General features: G+C 63.7%; 15 protein-coding genes. 2 read left to right on the forward strand and 13 right to left on the reverse strand.

What is annotated here, in order from left to right; all coding sequences use genetic code 11:
* Nucleotides 1–4: 4 nt before the first annotated feature.
* From ACZ5BO_RS06455 to yaaA, 11 genes are all read right to left on the reverse strand, one after another.
* Nucleotides 5–1,180, reverse strand: a complete 1,176-nt coding sequence (locus tag ACZ5BO_RS06455) for an alginate O-acetyltransferase (protein WP_464698815.1) — start codon at nucleotides 1,178–1,180, stop codon at nucleotides 5–7.
* 11 nt (nucleotides 1,181–1,191) lie between these two features.
* Nucleotides 1,192–2,757, reverse strand: coding sequence for an MBOAT family O-acyltransferase (locus tag ACZ5BO_RS06460; RefSeq protein ID WP_464698817.1), 1,566 nt, complete (start codon nucleotides 2,755–2,757; stop codon nucleotides 1,192–1,194).
* Nucleotides 2,758–2,960: 203 nt separating this feature from the next.
* Nucleotides 2,961–4,076, reverse strand: a complete 1,116-nt coding sequence (locus ACZ5BO_RS06465; protein ID WP_025131634.1) for a mannuronate-specific alginate lyase — start codon at nucleotides 4,074–4,076, stop codon at nucleotides 2,961–2,963.
* 8 nt (nucleotides 4,077–4,084) lie between these two features.
* Nucleotides 4,085–5,545: an alginate O-acetyltransferase gene (locus ACZ5BO_RS06470; protein ID WP_464698819.1), complete on the reverse strand. Its 1,461-nt coding sequence runs from the start codon at nucleotides 5,543–5,545 to the stop codon at nucleotides 4,085–4,087.
* An 11-nt stretch (nucleotides 5,546–5,556) separates the two neighbouring features.
* Nucleotides 5,557–7,146 (reverse strand): mannuronan 5-epimerase AlgG, encoded by a 1,590-nt coding sequence (algG, locus tag ACZ5BO_RS06475; protein WP_161755382.1) that lies wholly within the window; start codon nucleotides 7,144–7,146, stop codon nucleotides 5,557–5,559.
* A gap of 26 nt (nucleotides 7,147–7,172) precedes the next feature.
* Nucleotides 7,173–8,705: an alginate export family protein gene (locus ACZ5BO_RS06480; protein WP_464698822.1), complete on the reverse strand. Its 1,533-nt coding sequence runs from the start codon at nucleotides 8,703–8,705 to the stop codon at nucleotides 7,173–7,175.
* A complete protein-coding gene (algK, locus tag ACZ5BO_RS06485) occupies nucleotides 8,702–10,207 on the reverse strand; it encodes an alginate biosynthesis TPR repeat lipoprotein AlgK (protein ID WP_464698824.1) in 1,506 nt (501 codons plus the stop codon). Before algK ends, ACZ5BO_RS06480 begins: the two co-directional genes overlap by 4 nt.
* 9 nt (nucleotides 10,208–10,216) lie before the next feature.
* Nucleotides 10,217–11,386, reverse strand: coding sequence for a PilZ domain-containing protein (locus ACZ5BO_RS06490; protein WP_464698826.1), 1,170 nt, complete (start codon nucleotides 11,384–11,386; stop codon nucleotides 10,217–10,219).
* Between the two features lie 35 nt (nucleotides 11,387–11,421).
* Complete coding sequence (gene alg8, locus ACZ5BO_RS06495) at nucleotides 11,422–12,903, reverse strand: mannuronan synthase (RefSeq protein WP_161755376.1); 1,482 nt, start codon at nucleotides 12,901–12,903, stop codon at nucleotides 11,422–11,424.
* Nucleotides 12,904–12,997: 94 nt separating this feature from the next.
* Nucleotides 12,998–14,314 carry a nucleotide sugar dehydrogenase gene (locus ACZ5BO_RS06500; protein WP_025131627.1) on the reverse strand — a complete coding sequence of 439 codons (1,317 nt, stop codon included), beginning with the start codon at nucleotides 14,312–14,314 and terminating at the stop codon, nucleotides 12,998–13,000.
* A gap of 812 nt (nucleotides 14,315–15,126) precedes the next feature.
* Nucleotides 15,127–15,906 (reverse strand): peroxide stress protein YaaA, encoded by a 780-nt coding sequence (yaaA, locus tag ACZ5BO_RS06505; protein WP_464698829.1) that lies wholly within the window; start codon nucleotides 15,904–15,906, stop codon nucleotides 15,127–15,129.
* A 211-nt stretch (nucleotides 15,907–16,117) separates the two neighbouring features.
* On the opposite strand from yaaA, the gene ACZ5BO_RS06510 reads away from it, so the two are divergent.
* Both ACZ5BO_RS06510 and ACZ5BO_RS06515 read left to right on the forward strand, forming a co-directional pair.
* The gene (locus ACZ5BO_RS06510) at nucleotides 16,118–17,242 is read left to right on the forward strand and encodes a polysaccharide deacetylase family protein (RefSeq protein ID WP_025131625.1); all 1,125 of its coding nucleotides are present in this window, start codon (nucleotides 16,118–16,120) and stop codon (nucleotides 17,240–17,242) included.
* Nucleotides 17,243–17,587: 345 nt separating this feature from the next.
* The gene (locus ACZ5BO_RS06515; protein ID WP_025131624.1) at nucleotides 17,588–18,982 is read left to right on the forward strand and encodes a PhoH family protein; all 1,395 of its coding nucleotides are present in this window, start codon (nucleotides 17,588–17,590) and stop codon (nucleotides 18,980–18,982) included.
* Between the two features lie 60 nt (nucleotides 18,983–19,042).
* Here the strand turns inward: ACZ5BO_RS06515 and ACZ5BO_RS06520 are convergent, their stop codons facing one another.
* Together ACZ5BO_RS06520 and ACZ5BO_RS06525 are read right to left on the reverse strand one after the other, a co-directional pair.
* Complete coding sequence (locus ACZ5BO_RS06520) at nucleotides 19,043–22,105, reverse strand: MexW/MexI family multidrug efflux RND transporter permease subunit (RefSeq protein ID WP_464698832.1); 3,063 nt, start codon at nucleotides 22,103–22,105, stop codon at nucleotides 19,043–19,045.
* Nucleotides 22,102–23,253 (reverse strand): efflux RND transporter periplasmic adaptor subunit, encoded by a 1,152-nt coding sequence (locus tag ACZ5BO_RS06525; protein WP_025131622.1) that lies wholly within the window; start codon nucleotides 23,251–23,253, stop codon nucleotides 22,102–22,104. Before ACZ5BO_RS06525 ends, ACZ5BO_RS06520 begins: the two co-directional genes overlap by 4 nt.
* Nucleotides 23,254–23,269: the final 16 nt, after the last annotated feature.

The raw sequence follows: 23,269 nt of genomic DNA on the forward strand, positions 1-23,269 counted from the left end.
CTTTTCAGTTTTGCGCCCGGTCGGGCGTCTCGGATTTGTTGAGTACAGCTACGTTCTGTTGGCGAGCACCGGCTTGCTTGAGCTCTGCGACCCACTGCGGGTCGGCGTCGCCGATTTCGTTGTTCACAGGCAGATAGCGTTCAGGGAATTCCCAGATCAGCACCTGGGGCGGGTTGTTCTTGAAGTCGTCGCTTTTCAGGTAGCTGAGCATCGGCAGGATCGGCCCGTGGCCGTCTTCGGCGTAGCTCAGCACGTCGCTGTGCAGGGCCTGTTTCAGGGCGCCGACGAAGTTCCAGCTGGGGTTGGCGCTGTAGCTGGTGCCCACCAGGGTCACCGGTACTTCGTGGTCGGCGAACAGTGCGTCGTCGGCGGCCGGCTGTTCGTCGCTGGCCCGGGTCACGCGTTTTTGCAGGGGCTCTTCGGCGGGCATCAGGTTCTCGAACAGCGGGTCCAGGGGCAGGAAGCGCCGCAGGTCGCCCTGGTGCTCCACGGTCTCCTGGGTTTCGGTGACGAAGCGTTGCGGCTGGCCGCTGAGCGGGCTCTTGGCGGCGATGGTCTGGGCCAGTTGCCGGGCGACGACTTCGGCGCCCGCCGGGGTCCAGTGGGTGTCGGTGCGCAGGAACACTTGCTGGCCCTGCTGCTTGGCCTGTTGCAGGGGGCCCAGCAGGTCGGGGGCGAGGATCTTGTCGGCGGCGACCCGGGCGTGGAAGTCCTGGTAGAGGTTGGCGTGAATGCGCGCCGGGCGCACCTCGTCCATGTGTTCCGGGTACAGGCGCACCTTGGCCGGAACGATGGCCATCACCAGTTTCACCCCGTGCTCTTTCAAGGTCTGGCGCACGCCTTCCACCAGGGCGTAGTTGCCCTGCAGGTTGAGTTCCTCGTTGACCACCGGGTTGAACTCTTCATCGCTGTACAGCCACTGGTCGCGGCCCAGCACCACCCCCGGGCGGCCTTCGTTGAACAGCTTGAAGTCCAGGGCGGCCCAGAGGTTGGTGCCCAGGCGCTTGATCGGGAACTGGTCGTCGTAGTGGGTTTCCACCGCCTTGGCCCAGCGCCCGTTGAGCACGGTGGCGTCATTGTTGGTGCTGAAGCCGAAGAAGCTGCGCGCCGACCACAGCCCGAGGACCATCAGGGTCACCAGGAACAGCGCGATGTAGAACACACGTAATGAGCGGGTCATGGGCAGATCCCTCAGAACTGGAAGTAAAGGAACGGCGAGAAGCTTTGCGCCGAGAGTTTGAGAATCGAGGCGATGAACAGCAGCAGCACCAGGGCGCGCATGGCGTAGCGCGACCAGTCGGCAGTCCAGTAGGCCGGCTGCACCTGGGCCTCGCGGCCGACGATGTAGCCCGGTTGGTGGATGCTGCCGGGATTGTCCCCGGGTACCGCCTTGATCAGGCCGGGCTGGGCGCTGGCCGGGCCGTCGTCTGGGCTGTCGACTTCAGGCTTGGCCTTGACCGGCGCCGGGTTGCGGTACAGGTCACGCAGGCCGAAGAACGCCAGGGTGGCGTAGGCCAGGACCAGGGTCGCCACTTGCAGGCCGGTGAGGCTGGCGCGGTTGAGTTCCGACAGCGACCAGTCGCCGAAGCTGAACATGGCGCCGTACATGCGGCCTGCCACGTGCAGGTTCTCGGCGCGGAAGATCACCCAGCCCATCACCACCAGCAGAAAGGTCAGGGCCCAGCGCACTGGGTTCAGGCTGCGCGGCGTGGTGTTGATGCCCAGGGCCTTTTCGATGGCCAGCCACATGCCGTGCCAGGCGCCCCAGACGATGTAGGTGAAGTTGGCGCCGTGCCACAGGCCACCCAGGAGCATGGTCAAGAACAGGTTGCGGTAGGTGATCAGGGTGCCTTTGCGGTTGCCCCCCAGGGTGATGTACAGGTAGTCCCGCAGCCAGGTGGAGAGGCTGATGTGCCAGCGCCGCCAGAACTCGGTGATCGACTGGCTGATGTAGGGCTGCTTGAAGTTTTCCATGAAGCGAAAACCCATCATCAAGCCCAGGCCGATGGCCATGTCGCTGTAGCCGGAGAAGTCGAAGTACAGCTGCGCGGTGTAGGCCAGGGCGCCGAGCCAGGCGTCCCCGGTGGTGGGGTTGTGCAGGGCGAAGCAATGGTCGGCGACCACCGCCAGGGTGTCGGCGATAAACACTTTCTTGATGAAGCCCTGCATGAAGCGGGTGCAGCCTTCGGAGAACTTGTCCAGGGTGTGGGTGCGGTTGTTGAACTGGTCCGCCAGGTCGCGAAAGCGCAGCACGGGGCCGGCGATCAGGTGCGGGAAGATCGCCACGAACGCCGCGAAGTCGATCAGGTTGCGGGTGGCCGGGGTGTCGCCGCGGTAGACGTCGATGATGTAGCTGATGGACTCGAAGATGTAGAACGAGATGCCGATCGGCAGCAGCACGTGGGTCAGGATGAACGGCTCAAGCCCCATGGAAGTCATGATGGCGTTGATGCTGTCGACGCCGAAGTTGGCGTACTTGAAGTAGCCGAGGATGCACAGGTCTACCGCCACCCCCAGCAGCAGCCAGCGCTGGGCGGGTTTGCTCCTGACCCCGGCGGCGCCGACTTTCAGGCCGATCCAGTAGTTCCACAGGGTGACCCCGGCGAACAACGCCAGGAAGTCCACGCGCCACCAGGCATAGAACACGTAGCTGGCGATCAGCAGCAGCAGATTGCGATAGCGTTGCCCGCTCAAGTAGTACAAGCCGAGAAAGATCGGCAGGAACAGGAACAGGAACACATTGGATGAGAAAACCATCCCGATCTCTCCATGTTTAACCAATAGTCAGAGGCCGGAGCCCCCCCAAACCCCCCCGTGAAAACCGGGGAAGCGGTACTGCGTGTAGCGCGCCCTGTGTAGGAGCCGGCTTGCCGGCGAAGGCGTCCTTGGATGTGACGGAGTCCTTGAGGGCCTCTTCGCTGGCAAGCCAGCTCCTACGGTGGGTCGTTTGCGGGTGGTGCTCAGGAACCTTTTTCGTGGGCCGGGTCGTAGACCTTGGTCAGGTCGCCCCCCAGGCGGAAGGTCTTGAACGGCTGCATCTTGTGCTTGCGCTCCAGCACATCCGGGGCGCAGGTGTAGAGGCTGCAGTAGGGTTCCAGCCAGGCGAATTTCGAATCGACCTTGAGGTCGGTCATGTCCTGTTGCTTGCCGTTCTTCTGCTCGAAGGTGTCCGGGTCCTTGACCCCGGCCAGCACCCGTTCGCCCAGGCGCTTGAGGGCGCCGTGGTTTTCCTGGCGCAGGTCCACACCGTTGACCTGGGCGAAGCTGGCAATCATCGCCAGCGGCGGCAGGGCGTAGTTGTGGTAGGCCAGGGCCCGTTGCTGGCGCTTGAGTTCGTTGGGCAAGAAGCCGTCGGCGTCGATCTGGTTGGCGCCGACCTTGTATTCCTTCACTGCCCAGTCGAACAGGTCGCGGCGGTTGGTGGCCACGGCGGTAGCCATTACCGACCAGGCGGCCCAGTAGGAGTGGTTGTTGGTCTTGTCCAGGGGCAGGTTGTCCCAGTCGCTGACCACCTGGTCGGCCATCTTGCTGAACCAGGCTTCGATCTTCTGCGCCTGTTCCTGGTGGGTGGCCAGGGGGTGGGAGTCGGAGAACTTCAGCCGCAGGTAGGCCGAGGCCATGCTGCCCAGGGCCCATTTGCGCATGGACTTGCCGGTGTGGTTGAAGTCCCTGGACATCAGCGCATCGGCCTGGGCCCAGGCGCTGAGCCAGGCGAGGGTGCAGTCCAGCTGTTCCGGGCGGCCGTCGCGCATGAACTGCATGACCCGCTTGCTGGTGCCGCGCTCGATCTTGGTGATGTCCGCGGTGGTGTCGCGAAAGGCCTGTTCGGACTGCACATTGAGGGTGGCCCGGGCCTTGTCCGAGCCTTCGTACTTGCTGCGAAACTGCAGGGCGCCGGTGTAGGGCGCCGGCATGGCGTCGCAGCCCTCGCTGTGGTCGCCGCTCTTGAACTTGTCCACCGGGGCGAAATAGCCCTGGGGCGGACGCAGCGGCGCGGCGGCCTGGGCGCTGCCGGTAACGATGGCCAGCCCCAGCAGGCTGGGGATCAACAAGCGTTTCAAGTCTGTGCTTTGCATGGGAAACCTCATTGCCCGATCTGCGCGGTGCGTTGCTCGGCGCTCGGGAATACGTTGCGTTTGCAAATTTTCGCTTCGACCTTCTGCCCCGTCGTGCCCGCTTCCGGGCCCTGGATCTCGACCGCCAGCAGGTTCTGTGCGGCCCAGTCTTGGTCCGTGCGCAGTTCGAAGGCGAAGCGCCCGTCGGTGTCGGACGTTTCCGGTTTTTCGATCTTGATGTCCTCGTGGCGCCCGTTCATGTACCAGAGGGTGGCTTGCAGGGTTTTCACCGAAGGGTCGGCGAAGCGGATGTCGACCTGATGGCCGCTGTTGCGCAGGTCCAGGTTCTTGCTGTTGACCAGCAGTTCATTCTTGCCGGGCTTGAGGGTGGTGCTGCCGGTCATCTGCGCATCCTTGCCCTCGCAGCCGTTGTCCAGCAGGGCCATCATCTGCCGGTAGATGGTTTCCTGGTCCAGGCGGTACAGCGGCGAGAATTCCCAGATGAGGATCTTCGGCGGGCTCTTCTGGAATTCATCGCTGCCCAGGTACTGCAGCATCGAGCCTTCCAGGCCGCCGCCGGGGAAGGCGACGTTGAGAATGTCGGCACCGATGGCTTCTTCAAGGAAGCCGGCGAAGTTGTAGTTCTTGCCACTGTGGCTGGTGCCCACCAGGGTGATCTGTGGGTTGCCGGAATCGCCGAACAGGTCGCCGTCGCCGGCTTCGCCCTTGGGCTCGGTGGTGAACTGGTCCATGTACTGGATGGCGTAGCTGGTGCCGCACAGCTGCCCGGCCATGTTGTGCAGGGTGCCGGTCTTGCCCATGCGCCCGGATTTGCGGGTCTCGAATTCACGCCGTGGCACGTCGGCGAAGGCCGGCAGTTGCTTGACCTTGTCGGCGACGATCTGCGCCGTGCGCTGGGCGCCGTAAGGCGTCCAGTGCTGGTCGCCGCGGAAGTAGAAGTCGTGGGCCGGCAGGGTCTCGGGCAGCTGTTCGTTGGTCAGCGGCGAGAGGTCCGGCACCACGTAGCCCATCTGCGCGAAGCGGCCGAGCATGGCCTTGTAGTTGCTCAGGGCCTTGTCGTAGTCGAAGCGGGCTTTTTCCGCCGGGTTGAGCTTGTTGCGGTTCACCAGGCCGCGGGTCGGTTGGTAGACCAGCACCAGCTCCACGCCCTTGCTCTTGAAGGCTTGGTGCAGCTGCTTGAGGCGGCGGTAGCCTTCCGGTGTGGTGTTGAACTCGGTGCGCAAATCTTCCTGGGTACGGAACAGCCAGTCGCCCTGGGCTTGCACCAGGGTGGTGAAGTTCTGCTGGTAGCGGGTCACGTAGTTTTTTGCATCGTGGGCGGCCGGGCACAGGTTGCAGCACGGCTCGGCCTTGAAATTTGGCGCGGCGCTGGTGGCGCTGCTTTCGTCGGCACGGGCGCCGGCGCTGGCGGTGAGAATCCCCGCGGTCAGGGCCGACAGGCCCAGGAGTTTGATCCAGTGTGGGTGCATGACAGTCATCCTCAATCCCGCATTTCGGTCTGGCGTTCGACGGGGTCGATCAACACGGCTTTCTGCTGGCGCACCAGCAGGTCGAGAATTTCATCCTGGCGCTCGCCCAGGACTCCGGAGAAGCTGATGCCGCTGCTTTTGGTCGGCGCCAGCATGGAGACCCGGTACAGCTCCACGCTCAGGGGCGAGTCGATGGACATCGGCCCGCTGCCGTTGGCCGCCAGCTCGCCGCCAACCACGATCAGCGAGACCTGGGCGTCGAACGGGTCGAGCTTGATGTCGCGGTCGGTGTCGGACAGGTCCTTGATGTGGCCGTAGACCCCGGTCAGGCCGTTGGCCATGGCGATGTTTTCGTACAGGCGGATGTTCACGCTGTTGCGAATGCGGATGCCGTGGCGGCGGTTGCTGATCACCTTGTTGCCGTAGATCAGGTTGTCGGCACTCTCGTAGAGGGTGATGCCGTCGGTGTGGTTGCGGTAGATCTCGTTGTAGGCGATCAGGTTGTTGACGCTGTTACGGTCGATCACCAGCCCGGAAAGGTGGTTGTCGTAGCTGCGATTGTTGAAGATGAAGCTGTCGTTCACTTCCCGGGAAATGATGATGCCGTGCTTCTTCTTGGTGCCGTGGACGCTGTTGTCGGCAATGATCAGGCCGTGGGAACGGTCGTGGGGGTCGATGCCGTAGACGATGTTGTCCTTGTAGGTGTTGCCCTTGAGCACGAAGTCCCGGGTCTCGTAGCAGTAGAAGCCGTACCACATGTCCGAGAAGGTCGAGCCGATGATCCAGCCGGTGGGCTCGGGGCGCTTGAGGACCTTGGCCATGTTCGGCGTGTACTGGGAAATGCTCACCCCGTAGGACTTGGAGTTGGCGTAGCCGAAGCTGGCCATCGTACTGTTGACGATGTAGGTCTCGGTGCCGCCCCAGGCCAGCAGGAACGGGCGGAACTCCTTGGGCGAGCGGAAAGTCGCCGGGCCGTTGTCCTTCTCGCGCCAGCCGGTAACTTTGCTGTCACGCACGAACAGCTGGCCGTCGTTGACCAGGAATGAGCCGCCTTCCTGGGACAGGCGCAGCTCCTGGGTCTGCTGGTCGATTTCCAGGATGCCGTGGCGGCCGACGACGATGGGCACGCGCGCCAGGTAGACCCCGGGCGCGGTTTCGCTGATGTACTGCTTGGGCAGCTTGCCCACCAGTTGCTTGAGGTTGACGTAGCCGTCGTCGATGAAGATCGCCTGGGGAATGCCGTGCTGGCGCACCACCCATTCGGCCATCTTGTTGTCGCCGCCGATAAAGTCTTTCAGGGCGTCTTCCTGCATCATCCGGCGCACGCTGATCTTGCCCGGCTTGCTGCGCACGATCTTCGCCGCGGCCGCTTCGGCGGTGTAGCCGGAGAGGTCGGGCAGGGTCGGCTTAGCCAGGGCCAGGGGCTCGGTGGGGGCACTGCTGACGGTGTAGGTCTTGGCCTGTTGCAGCTCCTTGGCGACGATTGGCGCCTTGGCCGCTTCAACGCTGGCGAAGGCGCTGCTGCCGGCCAGCAGCAGGGCGCCGGCCAGCAGGCTCAGGGAGCCTTTGTAGCGCTGGCTGTTGTGGGGGTAGCCATTCATGTCGGGCACTCCTTTGGCGGCTTGCATCAGAAGCGCCAGATCACGTCGATAAAGGCGCGGTGCATGTAGGAGTCGACCTCTTTGCCGTAGGCATCGCCGGGCTTGAACACGCCACCACGAAAACGCACCAGGGCCGAAGGTTCATCGATCGACTGGCTCAGGGCCGCCGGCAACAGGCCTTGCTTGAAGTACTTGGTGACCACCAGGTCCATCTCCTGGCCGAGGTCTTTCTTGCCGTCCATGAGTGGCAGCGAGGTGCTGCTGAGCAGGGCGCCGGTGGTGTCGTCGTAGTTGTTGTCCACAGCGTTGATGCCGTTGCTGCCCACCGGCTTGTTGCCGTCCACGCGCCAGAATTTGTGGTAGACCAGGCTGGCGTCGTAGTCCTCGCGCAGTTGCCAGGAGCCGAACAGGGTGGCGGTCTGGGTGTTGTTCATTTCGCCCCGGAAAGCTTCGCCGAAGCGGTGCACCCGGGAGCGGGTGCCGGTGTAGTTGGAACGGTTGCTTTGCAGGCCGTTCTGTTCGTACTCGGCGCTGGCCCGGGCATAGGCCGCGCCTACTTGCCAGTTCGGGTCCAGGCGCAGGCGCACCCCCAGGTCGGTGGCCCAGCCGTCGAGGTTGTCACCGCGCTTGGCTTGGGTCGGGCGGCTGCCGTCGGCGTTCAGCGGGTTGACCGTGTCGCGGTCGCCGCGCATGCCGGTGAGGCTGGCCCAGTAGTTGACGGTATTGGTGTTGCGCCAGTTATAGGCGTCGCTGTTGGCTTCCAGGCCGAGCCAGGTCAGGTCGCCGTTCTGTTTCTTGTCCAGCGGGTCGCTGGCCACCCCGGGCTCGGCATAGTCGAGCTTGCCGTCGTCGTGGCTGTGGTGGGCGCGGATGCCCACCCACTGGCCGGGCGTCCACTGGTAGGCGGCGTCGGCGTACAGGTGCAGGCGATCCTTGTCCTTGGGCGCCAGTTCCTTGAGGTCGGTGCGGTATTCGCTGAAGCGCTCGGCGGCCCCCAGGTTGGCCCGCAGCAGGGTGGTGTCGAAGGTCCAGTTGAGGGCTTCGATATTGGTGTCGCGCCATTGCCCGTCATCGTTGCGCAGGCGCTGGCGACCGAACTTCAACTGCTCGCCGGGGTAGGCGGTGAAGCCGCTGTAGCCGACCCAGAATTCGCGCATGGCCAGGTAATTCTTCTTGGTCTTGCGGTCGTCGTTGCTGGATTGCTGGCTGGCGTCATCGCTGGACTGTTGCAGGGTGTCGGTTTCGATCACGTCGGTGGAGGTCACCGCCTGGCCCATGGCGTAGGCGCTCCAGTTGCCGCTTTCGCCGTAGACCCAGGGCCGCAGGTCGAGGCCGATGCCGTTGACGTCGCCACCGCCTTGGGTGCCGAGGTCGCGATCGTCCTCGGACTGGCCGGTGATCTTCACTTCCAGGCCGAAGTTCTTGGTGTCGGTGAGGGCGGCCAGGGTCGGGTTGGACCAGATCATGGCAACACCCAGGGCCATGCCCAGTTTCGACAGGCTGAAGCGCTTGCCTGCGGCAGCGGCTACAGGGGCGTTGTTGAATGGGGTGAGCTTCATAGGGATTCCTCGCCGTCTTCTTCCTGCAGGGCGTGCAGTTGCAGCGTGTTCTGGGTCAGGGCGCCACGTACCGCCTGCTCCTGTTGCAGCAGGCGCTGGGCTTCGGCGCGCTGGCCGGGGGGCAGTTGTTGATCCAGCTGTTGGGCCAGTTCGTTGGCCTGGGGCGTGTCCTGGGTCTTGGCCAGCTGGCTGAAGACGTAGGCGTTGACCGGGTTGGGCGCGGTGCCGCGGCCCTGGGAAAACAGCTGGGCAATGGCGAAGTCGGCGCTGTTCTGGCCGTTGCGGGCGGCGGTCAGCAGGTGGTCCAGGGCTTTTTGCGGATAGACCTGGCCCAGGTAGCCACGGCGGTAGATCTGCCCCAGGTAGTAATCGGCGGCCACTTCCTTGCCCACGGCTTTCTGGAAGTGTTCTTCGGCGACCTTGGCGTCGGCCGGGACCCACTTGCCTTCGTAGTACAGCTTGCCCAGCAGCAGCTCGGCCCGGGGCTGGTCGGCGGCACGGCCGTTGTCCAGGTACTCCATCATCTTGTCGACGTCACCCAGCTCGGGGAAGTCGTAGAGCAGTTGCGCCAGGCTGACCCAGGACGCCGGGTAGCCGGGGGCGACCTGTTCCAGCAGGGCCTGGGCGGTCTTTTCGTCCGGCTTGCCGAGGCTGGCATCCCCCAGCACCCGGGCCACGCTGTCGACCCGCTGGGCGCTGATGGCGCCGCGGCTATAGCCGGCCTGCAACTGCTTGATCAACTCGGCCTGCTGCTCCGGTTGGCCGCGTTTCTGGTAGACGGTGGCCAGTTCTACGTAGCAGATGTCGGTGCTGTTGAGGGCGGCCTTGCAGATGCTTTCCACCTGGTCCAGGTGCTGGTCGTAGGTGCCCTGGGTGCGGTACAGCAGGACCTGGGCCAGGCCGGCTTCCGGGTAGCCGGCGGTACGCCATTGGCTGATTTGCCGCTGGGCGTCGACGTTGGGGAAACTGTGGGGGTATTGCAGGTACAGCATCGCCAGGGGGATCAGGGTGTTGCCTTCGCCATTGGCAAAGGCTTTTTTCAGCAGGCCCTCGGCTTCGTGCTGCTCGGCTTCGGTGGAGCCGGGCTTGGCCACCAGCAGCCGACCCAGGCGTGCCTGGGCCCGTGGCGAGGTGTCGGCCGCGGCGCGGTAGGTGGCCTCGGCCTGCTTGATCTGCGCCGGGTCGCGGCTTTCCACCTGGATGTCGGCCAGGCCCACTTGCGCTTCGCTGTAGCCCAGGTCTGCCAGCTGGCGGTAGTTCTGCTGGGCCAGGGCGGTGTCGCCGCGCTTCAGGGCTTCGTTGGCCAGGCGCTGGTCCGGCAGGCCGGCGCAACCGGCCAGGCTCACGGCCAGCGCCAGGGAGCACAGGGCCAGATGGCGACGGCCTGGGGCGCTTTCGCGAGCAAGCTCGCTGCTACGGGGGGCGGCGTTGCTCGGGTAGGAGCGAGCTTGCTCGCGCTCGAGTGCGCGGCACTCGCCAATCAAAAGGCTAGTCACAGGCATGTCCTCCGCTCAGAGACCGGCGGCCATGGCTTTGTCGATCAGCCAGTTCATCGAAGGGCCGCGGTCGCTGCTGACTTCCACCGGGCGGCCGGCGAAGGCGCTGCTCAGGGGGGCGTCGGGCTTGATCTGCACACGGATGTCGGAGGACAGGTCGTTGCTGTTGAGGCTGGCGCTGCTGACGATGGTGCCGCGGCGCACTTGATCCTCGCCGGCGATCTGGAAGTTGACCTTGGTGCCCGGGCGCACGTCGCCGAACTGGCGGTAGGAGAACCGCGCCTCGACGTTGGCCTGGCTGTTGCGCGGCACCAGTTGGAAGATCACGTCGCCCTTGCTGGCATACTGCCCGTCGGCCACCAGTTGCTGGGCCACGGTGCAGTCGCAGGGGGAGGTCAGGGTGCCGGTCATCTGCTTGCCGAACAGTTCCTCGACCTTGGCCGGCTGCAGCTGGTTTTCGTCCAGGTGGCCCTTGAGCACGTCCAGCATGCTGGTGCTGAAGCTGGCCAGGGGCGCGCCCTTGGCCACGCTGCCATCGGTCTGCACCAGGCTCTGTACGGTGCCGTCGCGGGGCATGGTGACGTTCATCCCCGGGACGTTGACCAGCCCGGCCTGGGCGTGGCTGACGAAGTACATGCCGTACACCGACTTGAGCACGAAGCCGAAGGCGGCGAGGCCGACGATGAAGATCCCGGCGCTGAAGGTCACGGCCCGCAGACGCCCCATCGCGGTCATGCCGCTGCCGCTGTCCTTGGTCTTGCGCGCCTTGGTGAAGTTGTCGCGCTGCAGGGTGGCGAGCACGTCGCCCATGCTGACGATGTCGCCGGCCAGGTGCGAGGTGATCAGGTGGCGCAGGGTGGAGATGTCCTGGGGTTCGAGGTTCTGGAACTGGCAACCGACGCGGCCGCTCTGGCGGTCGAAGGAGCGGATCTGCAGCTCGACGTCCATGGCCAGGCCGAGGTTGTCGATGACAAATTGCAGGCGGCCCTTGTGCACGGCGCCCACGGTCAGCATCTGCTGCCCGGCGTTGAAGCTCAGGCCGCCGGCGGAGAGGTCGTGGACCCGCACTTCAAGGGGCTTGGCCTCGGTCCCGAAGAAGCGCAGCTTGGCCGGGATCTTGACCCGGGCGTGCTGGCGTTGGGCTTCGGATTCATGCACTACGTTGACGTTCACGGCGGTGTTCATAGAGTCGATTTCCTAGTTAATTCAGGCAAGTCGGGTCAGACCATCAGCAGCAGCACGGCGACGAACACGCTGCCGGCGGAGAAGGTCATGGTTCGAGACGACCAGGTGTTGAACCAACGTTGAAAGCTGGCGAGATCACGGGTCAGTTTGGTGTCCTGGCGGGTCCAGGATTGCTGGTCGAGGCGGAAGAACACGTAGATCTTCACCAGCGCGCCGACGATCTGGTTGTAATAGAGAATCAAGGGGTAGGCCGGGCCGATGCGGTGCCCCGAGCAGGACAGCAGCAGGGTCAGGATCAGCCGGGTAATGCCGATCCACAGCAGGTAGGCAAGGATGAAGGCGGTGCCGTACTTGAAGCTGGCGATGAGGGCCACGGTCAGGCCCAGCAGTGAGGTCCACATCGACACGCGCTGGTCGAACAGCACCACGCTGGTGAACAGCCCCAGGCGTTTGATGCCCAGGCCCAGGGCCCGGGCGTTCTGCCGCAGGTTGTTGCCGTACCAGCGGAACATCAGCTTGCGGCTGGCCTTGATGAAGCTCTTCTCCGGCGGGTGCTCCACGGTGTTGATCGCCGCGTCAGGCACGTAGAAGGTGTCGTAGCCCAGGCGCATCAGGCTGAACCAGCTGGACTTGTCGTCGCCGGTGAGGAACTTGAAGCGGCCCAGGCGCCAGTGCTGCAGGGAGTCGCTTTCGACGTCGGCGATGAAGTCCGGGTCGGTGACCACGGTGGCGCGGAACACCGACATGCGTCCGGTCATGGTCAGCACGCGCTTGGACAGGGCCATGGAGCACATGTTGATGTGGCGCTGGGCGAAGCGCAGCTTGTGCCATTCGCTCATGATGTAGCCGCCGCGCACTTCGCAGAACTCGTTGGTGGTCAGGCCGCCGACGTTGCCGAACAGCTGGAACCAGGGCACGGTCTTGCGCACCACGCCTTCGCCGAGCACGGTGTCGCCGTCGATCACCGCCACCACGGCGCGGCTGTCCGGCAGGTGGCGGGAGATGGCGCGGAAACCGAAGGCCAGGCCGTCGCGCTTGCCGGTGCCGGGGATGCGCACGAAGTCCAGCTTGACCCGCTCCGGCGGGTTCATCCGCGCCCAGAGGCTTTTCACCAGCAGCTCGTCGGACATCTCCACGATCGAGCAGACCACGGTGGTGGGGAAGCCGCAGTCGATGGCTTCACGGATCACCGAGCCGTAGACCTGGGCGGTGGTCAGTGCGTCGATCCGGAAGCTGGTGACCATCAGGTACACATGGGACGGGTCCGCCGCGCTGCCGAGCTTGCGCACCTTGCGCCGCAGGTGCGGGTAGACCACGTAGAGAAACAGCATGCCGCGGACAAAGTGCGTGGCACCCATCGAGTAGCGCCAGATGCCCACGGCGCCAATCAGGAAAATGAAGTCCTTGGACTGTGAGTCGAAGGTCGAGGCGGGCAGCAACAAGGCCATGCCCATCAGCAAACTCAAGTAGAACAGCCAACCGGCGGCCTGAAGCAGGCCGTGCTTTAGCCTGTGCATAATCTGCATCCTAAAATCAGTTGCAAGCTCCAAGCCGCAAGCTCCAAGCGTGGAGCTCTTGCTTACGGCTTGAAGCTTGAAGCTTGCCGCTGCTTTACCAGCAGATGCCTTCGGTACGGCCTTTGCTGCAGGTGGCCTTGGACATGAAGCCCACCAGGTCGATGACCTGCTTGCCGTGGGGCACGTCTTCGGCCAGGGCGCGGAACTTCTCGTCGCGGTTGCCGAGGATGATCACGTCGGAGTTGCCGATCACCGCGTCGAAGTCCGAGTTGAGCAGGGACGAAACGTGGGGGATCTTCGACTCGATGTAGTCTTTGTTGGCACCGTGGACTCGGGCGTACTCGACGTTGCTGTCGTAGATGCTCAGGTCGAAGCCCTTGCCGATGAGCATTTCCGCCAGTTCCACCAGCGGGCTCTCGCGCAGGTCGTCGGTGCCGGCCTTGAAGCTCAGGCCCAGCAGGGCGACCTTGCGCTTGTCGTGGCTGGAGACGATGTCGAAGGCGTTCTGCACCTGGGATTCGTTGCTGCGCATCAGCGAGTTGAGCAGCGGCGCTTGCACATCCAGGGCGCCGGCGCGGTAGGTCAGGGCGCGCACGTCCTTGGGCAGGCAGGAGCCGCCGAAGGCGAAGCCGGGGCGCATGTAGTACTGGGACAGGTTGAGGGTCTTGTCCTGGCAGACCACGTCCATCACTTCACGGCCGTCCACACCCACCGCCTTGGCGATGTTGCCGATCTCGTTGGCGAAGGTGACCTTGGTCGCGTGCCAGACGTTGCAGGTGTACTTGATCATCTCGGCCACTTCGATGTCCTTGCGGATGATCGGCGCATCGAGCTCTTCGTACAGCGCTTGCAGCACGTCGCCGGAAGCCTGGTCGAACTGGCCGATCACGGTCATGGGCGGGAAGTCGTAGTCCTTGATCGCGGTGCTTTCACGCAGGAACTCGGGGTTCACCGCGACGCCGAAATCCACCCCGGCCTTCTTGCCCGAGCAGTCTTCGAGAATCGGGATCACCACGTTCTTCACCGTGCCCGGCAGCACCGTGCTGCGCACCACGATGGTGTGGCGGGTGGCTTTGTCACGCAGGACGAAACCGATCTCGCGGCACACCGATTCGATGTAGTCCAGTTCCAGGTCGCCGTTCTTCTTGCTCGGGGTGCCGACGCAGATCATCGACAGGTCGGTATCGCGGATGGCTTCGGCGAAGTTGGTGGTACCGCGCAGACGAGCGGTCCGGATGCCTTGTTCCAGAAGTTCACCCAGACCCGGTTCTACGATCGGTGATTTACCGGCGTTGATCAGGTCGATCTTGTCTTTGGAGATATCTACGCCAACCACTTCATGGCCCCGTGCAGACAGGCAACCGGCACAGACTGCACCGACGTAACCCAAACCAAATATGCTGATGCGCATCGCATTTACCTCTGTGTTATTCACGCCATTAGATGGCCGGAGTTAATGTTTGCCAGCTGTTGTTGCGCACTCGGAAGTACAGCGAAGTACGCTGTAGTGCCGTGTGCAGGCAGACTAAGTTCCGAGTGACTAAATAAATGCACTCAAGTTGTGCGCAACCGATCCTTGTTGTTTTGACTTGCCCTTGAATGTTGCCGACGCTCCTGCTGCAGGTCCCTGGAGAAAAACCATCCGCGTTCCGGTGGATGGCTGGATGCCACGTGGTGCGGGCTTTCCAGTTGATTTCCCTGGTCCTTGAAGGCCAGCTGTTCCTTGGCTCGTTAGGGGATAGTTGAAGTGCCTTATCTCCGTTTTTTAGCCTTTAGTTCAAGTTTGTGACTGATTGGTCAAACCAATGTTGCAACTTGGTTAGTTTCTAATGAGTCCGTGTAAGTCATCTCCTACAAACTCGTTGAGAATCGTTACCGGTGGTATGAGCAGTGTCTGAGGGCATAGTTCCTGCCCGCTCATCCTGTTTTTCGAAATTTCTTGAAATATTGAGAAAGATGGCACTGCTCTCAAATTGATAGCACTAACGGTTTGAGCCTTTAGTCATGGGGAGTTGAAGCGCGGGGATATTTTTATGCCACTACCGGATAAAAAAAGTGGTGCCACTACTGAAAAAAATCACGGCTGTCGAGTGAAAGAAAAGTTATAGAAATAGATGAAAGTTCTATGGCGCCAGAAAATTGGCTTATTAAAGGCGGGGAATGTGCGGGTGATCACATTCTGGCGCGCTCGTTACAGGGAAACGAGCGCGGCAGGGGAACGCTTTATTCCGGTGCGTGGTCGCGCAGGAATACCAGGTTGTCGGCTTTGGACTGCTCCGCGCTGAAGCGGTAGCCCTGGATGTCGAATTGCTTGAGCTGGGCGGGGTCGTTGATGCGTTCCTGGATCACGAAGCGGCTCATCAGGCCCCGGGCCTTCTTGGCATAGAAGCTGATGATCTTGTACTGGCCGTTCTTCAGGTCCTTGAACTCGGTGTTGATGATCCGCGCGTTGAGGGCCGTGCGCTTGACCGCCGAGAAGTACTCGTTGGACGCCAGGTTCAGCAGCAGGTCGTCGCCTTGCTCGGCCAGGGCCTCGTTCAGCCACTCGCTGATGCGGGTGCCCCAGAAGGCGTACAGGTCCTTGCCCCGGGCGTTGGCCAGCTTGGTGCCCATTTCCAGGCGATAGGGCTGCATCAGGTCCAGGGGGCGCAGCAGGCCGTACAGGCCGGAGAGCATGCGCAGGTGCTGCTGGGCGTAGTCGAAGTCCGCTTCGCTGAGGGATTCGGCGTTGAGCCCGGTGTATACGTCGCCCTTGAACGCCAGCAGCGCCTGCTTGGCATTGGCCGGGGTGAAGGCCGGGGTCCAGCTGCCGAAACGCGCGGCGTTGAGCCCGCCGATCTTGTCGGATACGTGCATCAGTTCGCTGATCTGCGCCGGGGTCAGTTCCCGCAGCTGCTGGATCAGTTCCTGGGAGTGGTCGAGGTATTGCGGCTGGGTGAAGCGTTGGGTGACCGGCGGTGTTTCGTAGTCGAGGGTCTTGGCGGGTGAAATCACCATCAGCATGGGGTCGTCTCCTTTAAGCGTCGGGGGATTCTAGGGGTTGGGGCGTTCGGACTCCACCTATGATGGCGATAGTCATGACCGCTGATCGCGGTTCGCCGGCAAGCCGGCTCCTACACGACCCTGCAGGAGCCGGCTTGCCGGCGAAGGGGCCCTGATTCCTGGCACAGATCGGCTATAGTGCCGCGCGGGTTTTGTTCTGGAGGCATCCCTTTTGCGTATCGCGTTTTTGTTCTCGGCCTGGCTTTTGAGTTTCGGCGTACTGGCGGCGCCCAATGACGTGGCGACCCTGGATCGCAGCACCTGGCCGGAAAAGCTCGACAATCCGACCCTGTTCGACGTTGCCTCGCGGGCCGAGATCCTCACCTTTGCCCGTGCCTTGCTGGTCAGCGAAGCCTGGGACGAGGCTTCCCTGAAGCAGCGCCTGGGCTTGCGCATGATCAACATGGAGGCGATCAACGAGCTGCGCGTACAGCTCTGGAAGCGCCTGCTGGACAACTACAACTTCGCCCAGCAGAGCTGCGACCAGGACGCTTCGTTCTGCTACCTGGTGGAAAACATGCAGCAACTGCGCAAGCAGGCCGGCAAGTTCCACCTGGCGGAGGATTCCTACTACGCCCGCTGGGGCGAGCCGAGCCGGACTTTCCATGAGCAGTACCTGGACGAGCTGCTGCGCAAGGCTGCACTCGCGCCCCAGACCAGCAGCGAGGTGCTGCGCTACGGCGACTACGAACGCAATGGCGACGAGCTCAACGACCGGCTGTTTCTGCTGACCTTCGACAGCGCCGCCAACCTCGCGCCGGACAACACCCCCTGGCTGACCAGCTACCTGCGCAAGGCCAATCTCAGCGCTACGTTCTTTGTCCTGGGCAACGACATCCAGAACCGCCTCGACAAGGCTTCGGTGGCCAGCCTGCAAGCCTTGTACTCCCGGCAATGCGTGGGCGTGCAAGGCTGGGAGTTCCGTTCCCACAGCCACTGGCAGGACTGGCAGTACTCGATCCAGCGCAGCGCCGAGCTGGTGAAGAGCAAGTTGCCGGAAAACTATGTGCCCTTGTTCCGCCCGCCCTTTGGCCAGCGCCGGGCCGACGCCCAGGACTTCTTCAATGCCCAGGGCATGCAGGTGGCCTTGTGGGACATCGACGCCCAGGACGGCCCCGGCAAGCTCAAGGCCGAGGACAGCGGGCAGCGGGTGTTGACCCTGATGTTGCTGTGGCGGCGCGGGGTGATTGCCTTCAATGCCAAGCAGGATGGGGTCAAGAGCACCTTGCCCTGGCTACTGGCACAGACGGCGCAAAGCGGAATCGGTTGGGAGGAATGCCAGGACGCTTTTCGCTGAAACGGTAAACCGTCCGAAAACAGGGAGGATGGTGGGGAAAAGGGCCGGATTTCGGCGGGATTTCGAGGCAGGCGGACTTCCGACTTTAACGGGGTGATGGCAGCTCGCCAAGGGCATTTCGTCACTCTGAAAAATAAATTTCAAAAAAGCGTCAAAGTGCTTTTTCCTGTCACGGTTTTTGGAGTATTACGAACTCAGACCGCCGAAACCTGCAACACAGGTGGCGTCTCCCAAGACTCCTTGTGTGTGCAGGTCACCTGAACCCCGCGGGTGAGTTCGGTGGCCTTTCGAGGCGCGATACCCCATGGTATTGCGTCGACTGGCTCCCACATAAGGTGACCGAGTATGGATGACCACGGACGTAGCCCTTCTTCCAATCAGCCAATCCTTTATGTACTCGATACCAACGTATTGATTCACGATCCCAATGCCCTGCTGAACTTCGAAGAACACCACGTCGCCATCCCGATGACCGTGCTTGAAGAACTGGACAAGCTCAAGAGCGGCCATCACAGCGTCGCTGCCGAATGCCGGCAGGCCATCCGCCTGATCGACAAGACCCTGGGCGAGGCCTCGCCCGAGGATGTCGAACTGGGCGTGCCGATCCAGCGTGGCAAGAGCGGGCCCAAGGGCTTGCTGTCGATCCTCATGAGCAAGCGCAACGAGCCCAACAGCCTGTTGCCGGACAACCTCAACGACAACATCATCATCAATCAGTTGATCGACCTGCACGCGCGCAACAAGGACCTGCCCGTGGTGCTGGTGACCAAAGACATCAACATGCGCCTCAAGGCGCGGGCCTGCGGGATCGCCGCCGAGGACTACAGCACCGACCAGCTGGTGGACGACGTGTCCCTGCTGCCCAATGGTTTCCACAACATGAGCGGCTCGTTCTGGGACCGCGTGAGCAAGGTCGAAACCCGTCAGGACCACGGCCGTACCTGGCACCAGGTGCAACTCATCGACAACCTGCCGGCAGTGCATATCAATGAATTCATCATCGACGAACAGGGCTTCGTCGGCTGGATCAAGGAGATCCGCGCCGATGTGCTGCTGATCCTCGACCTGCATCAGGAGCCCCTGTTGCACCAGGAGGCCTGGGGCCTGAAACCGCGTGACATCTACCAGGGCCTGGCGCTGTTCGCCCTGCTGGACCCGGATATCCACCTGGTCAACCTGTCCGGCGCCGCCGGTTCCGGCAAGACCATCCTGGCCCTGGCCGCGGCCATCGAACAGACCATGGTCAGCAAGCGCTACCGGCGCATCATCGCCACCCGCAGCGTGCAGGGGCTGGACCAGGAGATCGGCTTCCTGCCGGGCACCGAGGCGGAGAAAATGGAACCCTGGCTGGGGGCCATCACCGACAACCTCGAAGCCTTGCACATGGATGACGAGAACACCCATGGCAGCGTCGACTACATCCTCAGCAAGGTGCCGCTGCAGTTCAAATCCCTGAACTACATCCGCGGCCGCAGCTTCCAGCAGAGCCTGATCCTGATCGACGAATGCCAGAACCTCACTCCGCACCAGATGAAGACCATCATCACCCGTGCCGGCGCCGGTTCCAAAGTGGTGTGCCTGGGCAACCTGGCACAGATCGATACTCCCTACCTGTCGGCCACCAGCTCGGGGCTGACCTACCTCACCGAACGCTTCAAGGACTTCCCCAACGGCGTGCACATCACCCTGCAAGGGGTGCCGCGCTCGATCCTGGCGGAATACGCCGAAAGCCACCTGTAACCCGGCACTGCAACGCAACGGGCGGCCCTTGGGCCGCCCGTTGTGCTTCCAGGTTCCGGCTCAGGCCGGCTGTTGCAAGGCCTCCTGCTGCGGCTGCGCACGGTGGGCGCGGGCCAGCAGGGTGTAGATCGACGGCAGGACGAACAGGGTGAACAGGGTGCCCACCAGCATGCCGATGACGATCACCAGCCCCAGGCCGAAGCGGCTGCTGGCTCCGGCGCCGGAGGAGAACAGCAGCGGTACCAGCCCCACCACCATGGCGGCGGTGGTCATGAGGATCGGCCGCAGGCGGATCCGCGCGGCGCGGACAATCGCCTGGGCCGCGGAGCCGCCATGGGCCGCCCGCAGTTCGTTGGCGAACTCCACCATCAGGATCCCGTGCTTGCTGATCAGGCCGATCAGGGTCACCAGGCCGATCTGGGTATAGATGTTGATGGTCGCCAGGCCCAGCGCCAAGGGGATCAGGGCGCCGCAGATCGACAGCGGCACGGTGATCAGGATGATCAGCGGATCGCTCAGGCTTTCGTACTGCGCGGCCAGCACCATGTAGATCACGATGAGGGCGAACACGAACGTCAGCAGCAGGGCATTGCCTTCATGGATGAACTGGCGCGAATCGGCCTGCCAGTCATGGCTGAAGCTGGCGGGCAGGGCCCGGCTCTGTTCCTGCAGGAACGCCACGGTCTGACCGAGGCTGACGCCCGGGGCGGGAATGCCCTGGAAGGTCGCGGCGTTCTGCTGGTTGAACTGCTTGAGTTTGTTGGGCTGGATATTGTCGTGCAGGCTGACCACGGTCGACAGGGGCACCTGGGTGCCGCTGTCGGTGTCGATGTAGAAGTCGTTGAGGGCCTGGGGCGTCAGGCGTTGGGAGGCGGTGCTCTGGGGGATCACGTCGTAGGAGCGTCCCTGCAGGGCAAAGCGGTTGGTGTAGTTCTCGCCGATCAGCACAGCCAGGGTGGTGCCGATGTCCTGCATGCGAATGCCCAGGCTGTTGGCCTTGCTGCGATCGATGCGCACCTCGGTCACCGGGTTGTTGAACTCCAGGTCGCTGTCCACCACCGCGAACAGGCCGCTGGCCCGGGCCTTGCTCTTGATCTCTTCCATGGACTGGTACAGCGAGCGGTAGTCCTCGGTGCTGCGGATCACCAGTTGCACCGGCAGGCCGCCGGTGGAGGCGGGCAGGGGCGGCAACTGAAAGACGAAGATCGAGTTGCCTTCCACTGCGTCGACCTGCTGCTGCAGCTGGCTCTGGATGCTGGCGGCGCTGCGCTGGCGCTGGGACCACTCGCTGAAGTTGACCCCGGCGAAGCTGGCGGCGACGCCGTCGGTGCCGTTGATGATCCAGGTGCTGACGGTTTCCGGCAGGCCTTGAAGTATCGCGTCCAACTGGTAGGCGTAACGCTCGACGTAATCCAGGTTGACGTGTTGCGGCGACTTGATCGCCAGCAGCAGGTTGCCCTGGTCCTCGTTGGGCGCCAGTTCCTTGCTGGCGTGGCCGTAGAGCCATGGCAGGCTCAGCAGCACCAGGGCGGCAAACGCCAGCACCGCGCCGCGCCAGCGCAGGGAGCGGGTCAGGCCGCGTTGGTAGCGCCGCGACAGGTTGTGGAAAAACTGCTCGGCCCAGCGGCTCATGCGGCCTTCCTGGGAGTCCGCCGACAGCAGCTTGGCGCACATCACCGGGGTCAGGGTCAGGGCCACCACCCCGGAAATCAGCACCGCGCCAGCCAGGGTCAGGGCGAACTCCTTGAACAGGGCGCCGGTCAGGCCGCTCATCAGGCCGATGGGCATGTAGACCGCGGCCAGGGTGATGGTCATGGCGATGACCGGGGAGGCGATTTCCCGGGCGCCGACCAGGGCCGCCTGCAGTGGGCTGCGCCCTTCCTTGAGGTGGCGGTGGATGTTTTCCATGACCACGATGGCGTCGTCCACCACCAGGCCGATGGCCAGCACCATGGCCAGCAGGGTCAGCAGGTTGATGCTGAAGCCGAACAGTTCCATCAGGGCCAGGGCGCCGACCATCGACAAGGGAATGCTCACCACCGGGATCAACACGCTGCGCACCGAGCCCAGGCACAGGTAGATGATCACCACCACGATCAGGATGGCCTCGATCAGGGTCTCGATGACTTCGATGATCGAGGCCTCGATGAAGTGCGCGGTCTCGAAGGCCAGGGCCACTTCCACATCCGGTGGCAGGGTCTTCTGGATCTCCGGCAGCAGCCGCTTGATGTCGGCGACGATCAACAGCGGATTGCCCTTGGGAGTGGCGTACAGGCCCAGGTGCACCGCTGGCTTGCCGTCCATCAAGGCGCTGGTTTCATAGGCCGCCGAACCCAGTTCGACCTGGGCGATGTCCCGCAGGCGCAGGAGGTGGTCGCCACGGTTGCTGATCACCATGTCGCGAAACTCGTCCAGGCTGCCCAGGTCGGTGTTGACCTGGATCGACGAGATCACGTACTGACCCTTGATCTGGCCGGGAGCGGCCTGGAAGTTGTTGGCGCGAATCGCCTGTTCCACCTGCAGCGCGCTGACCCCGTGGCCGGCCATGCGTTGCGGGTCGAGCCACAGGCGCATGGCCAGGCGCTGGCCGCCGAAGGTCTCGACCTTGGCCACGCCCTCGATGCTGGAGAACAGCGGCTGCACCACCCGGCTCAGGTAGTCGCTCAGTGCCGAGGCGGACAGCGTGCGGCTGGCAAAGCCGACGTAGGCCACGGCCGTGGCATCGCCCGCCGAGCGTTCGATCACCGGGTCGTAGGCCTGCTCGGGCAGGCGGTACTTGACCTGGTTGACCTTGGCGATCACCTCGCTCAGGGTCTTCGACGCGTCCTGGTTGAGCGCCATGCGCAGGGTGATCAGGCTGCGGCCCTGGACCGAGGACGAGCTGACATAGTCCACGCCTTCCACGGAGGCCAGGGCCTGGTTGATCGGCTGGGTGACAAAGCCCTGCATCAGTTCCGCCGGGGCACCGGGGTAGTCGGTGGTGACGCTGATCACCGAGCTTTCCAGCAGTGGGTACTGGCGCACTGGCAAGTGGTTGTAGGCCTTGAGGCCCAGCAGCAGGATCGACAGGCTGACCACCAGGGCCAGCACCGGACGGCGGACAAACAGATCGGTGAACTTCACGGTCGTTCTCCCGTGGCAATGGCTGCCGTACCGCGGGTCGAGTCGCCGAGCACGCTGTGCTGCACCGCCTCGATGGCGGCGCCATCACTGAGCTTGATCTGCCCGGCCGTCACCACCTGTTCGCCTGCGGCCAGGCCGCTGTCGATCACCACCCGACCGTCACGTCGCTCGCCGGTCTTCACCGAGACGCGGCGGACTGTCGGCGGGGCCTGGGGATCCTGGCCCGGCTGGACCACGAACAGCTCCTCCCCGTAGGCGTTATAGGTCACGGCGGTTTCCGGCACGCTCAGGGTCTCGCGGGGCATCGGCTGCGCCAGGCGCACCCGGGCGAACATCCGGGGCAGGGCGGCGGCCGGTGCGTCTTGCAGGCGCGCCTGGACGCTGAGGGTACGGGTGCGATCGAGGAACGGGTCGAGGGACGTCACCACGGCACTCAGCGCCTGACCGGGCAGGGCGTCGAGGAACACTTCCAGTACCGCTCCCGGCTTGACCTGGGACAGCGCCTGCTCCGGCACGCTGAAGTTCAGGTACAGCCCCTTGTCGCCAATCAGGTTGATCAACACGTCGCCGGGGTTCACGTACTGGCCCAGGTGCACCTTGCGGATGCCCAGGGTGCCGGCGAAGGGCGCACGGATGGTGCGCTGTTCGATCTGTGCCTGGAGTGCCTGCAAGGCCCCCTTGGCGGTGGACAGTTCGGTCTGGGCATTGTCGAACGCCTCCCTGGAGGTGGCGTTGACCGAGACCAGGCGCCGCGAGCGTTCCAGCCTGATCCGGGCGTTCTCCATCTCGCCTTGCAGGCGCAACAGGTTGCCTCGCTGCGGGGCATCGTTGAGCTGCACCAGCACCTGCCCGCGCTCGACCCGCTGGCCAGACTGGATCGGCAGGCCGACGATGCGTCCACCGATTTCCGCCGGCACGCTGACTTGCTCGATCGCCTCCAGTTCGCCGATCGCTTCCAGGTAGCGGGTGAAAGGCTGGGTGCTGGCGGTCGCCACGGCGACCTTGATCGGCGCCTGGCTGTAGGCTGGGGTGTCGGGCCGGGTTCCGTGCCACAGCCACCAGGCCAGGCCGCCGAGAAGCAGCGGCGCGCCGATCAGTACCAGCCGCGTGCGCAGGGCTGGGTGCTTGGTTACAGCGACGGGCAGCATGACATTCACTCCTTGA

It is taken from the genome of Pseudomonas sp. FFPRI_1 (genome assembly GCF_055384485.1).

Excerpts from the sequence above, each read along its gene's own strand:
- ACZ5BO_RS06455 (WP_464698815.1), bottom strand. The coding sequence starts at position 1,180 with ATGACCCGCTCATTACGTGTGTTCTACATCGCGCTGTTCCTGGTGACC.
- ACZ5BO_RS06460 (WP_464698817.1), bottom strand. The coding sequence starts at position 2,757 with ATGGTTTTCTCATCCAATGTGTTCCTGTTCCTGTTCCTGCCGATCTTT.
- ACZ5BO_RS06465 (WP_025131634.1), bottom strand. The coding sequence starts at position 4,076 with ATGCAAAGCACAGACTTGAAACGCTTGTTGATCCCCAGCCTGCTGGGG.
- ACZ5BO_RS06470 (WP_464698819.1), bottom strand. The coding sequence starts at position 5,545 with ATGCACCCACACTGGATCAAACTCCTGGGCCTGTCGGCCCTGACCGCG.
- algG (WP_161755382.1), bottom strand. The coding sequence starts at position 7,146 with ATGAATGGCTACCCCCACAACAGCCAGCGCTACAAAGGCTCCCTGAGC.
- ACZ5BO_RS06480 (WP_464698822.1), bottom strand. The coding sequence starts at position 8,705 with ATGAAGCTCACCCCATTCAACAACGCCCCTGTAGCCGCTGCCGCAGGC.
- algK (WP_464698824.1), bottom strand. The coding sequence starts at position 10,207 with ATGCCTGTGACTAGCCTTTTGATTGGCGAGTGCCGCGCACTCGAGCGC.
- ACZ5BO_RS06490 (WP_464698826.1), bottom strand. The coding sequence starts at position 11,386 with ATGAACACCGCCGTGAACGTCAACGTAGTGCATGAATCCGAAGCCCAA.
- alg8 (WP_161755376.1), bottom strand. The coding sequence starts at position 12,903 with ATGCACAGGCTAAAGCACGGCCTGCTTCAGGCCGCCGGTTGGCTGTTC.
- ACZ5BO_RS06500 (WP_025131627.1), bottom strand. The coding sequence starts at position 14,314 with ATGCGCATCAGCATATTTGGTTTGGGTTACGTCGGTGCAGTCTGTGCC.
- yaaA (WP_464698829.1), bottom strand. The coding sequence starts at position 15,906 with ATGCTGATGGTGATTTCACCCGCCAAGACCCTCGACTACGAAACACCG.
- ACZ5BO_RS06515 (WP_025131624.1), top strand. The coding sequence starts at position 17,588 with ATGGATGACCACGGACGTAGCCCTTCTTCCAATCAGCCAATCCTTTAT.
- ACZ5BO_RS06525 (WP_025131622.1), bottom strand. The coding sequence starts at position 23,253 with ATGCTGCCCGTCGCTGTAACCAAGCACCCAGCCCTGCGCACGCGGCTG.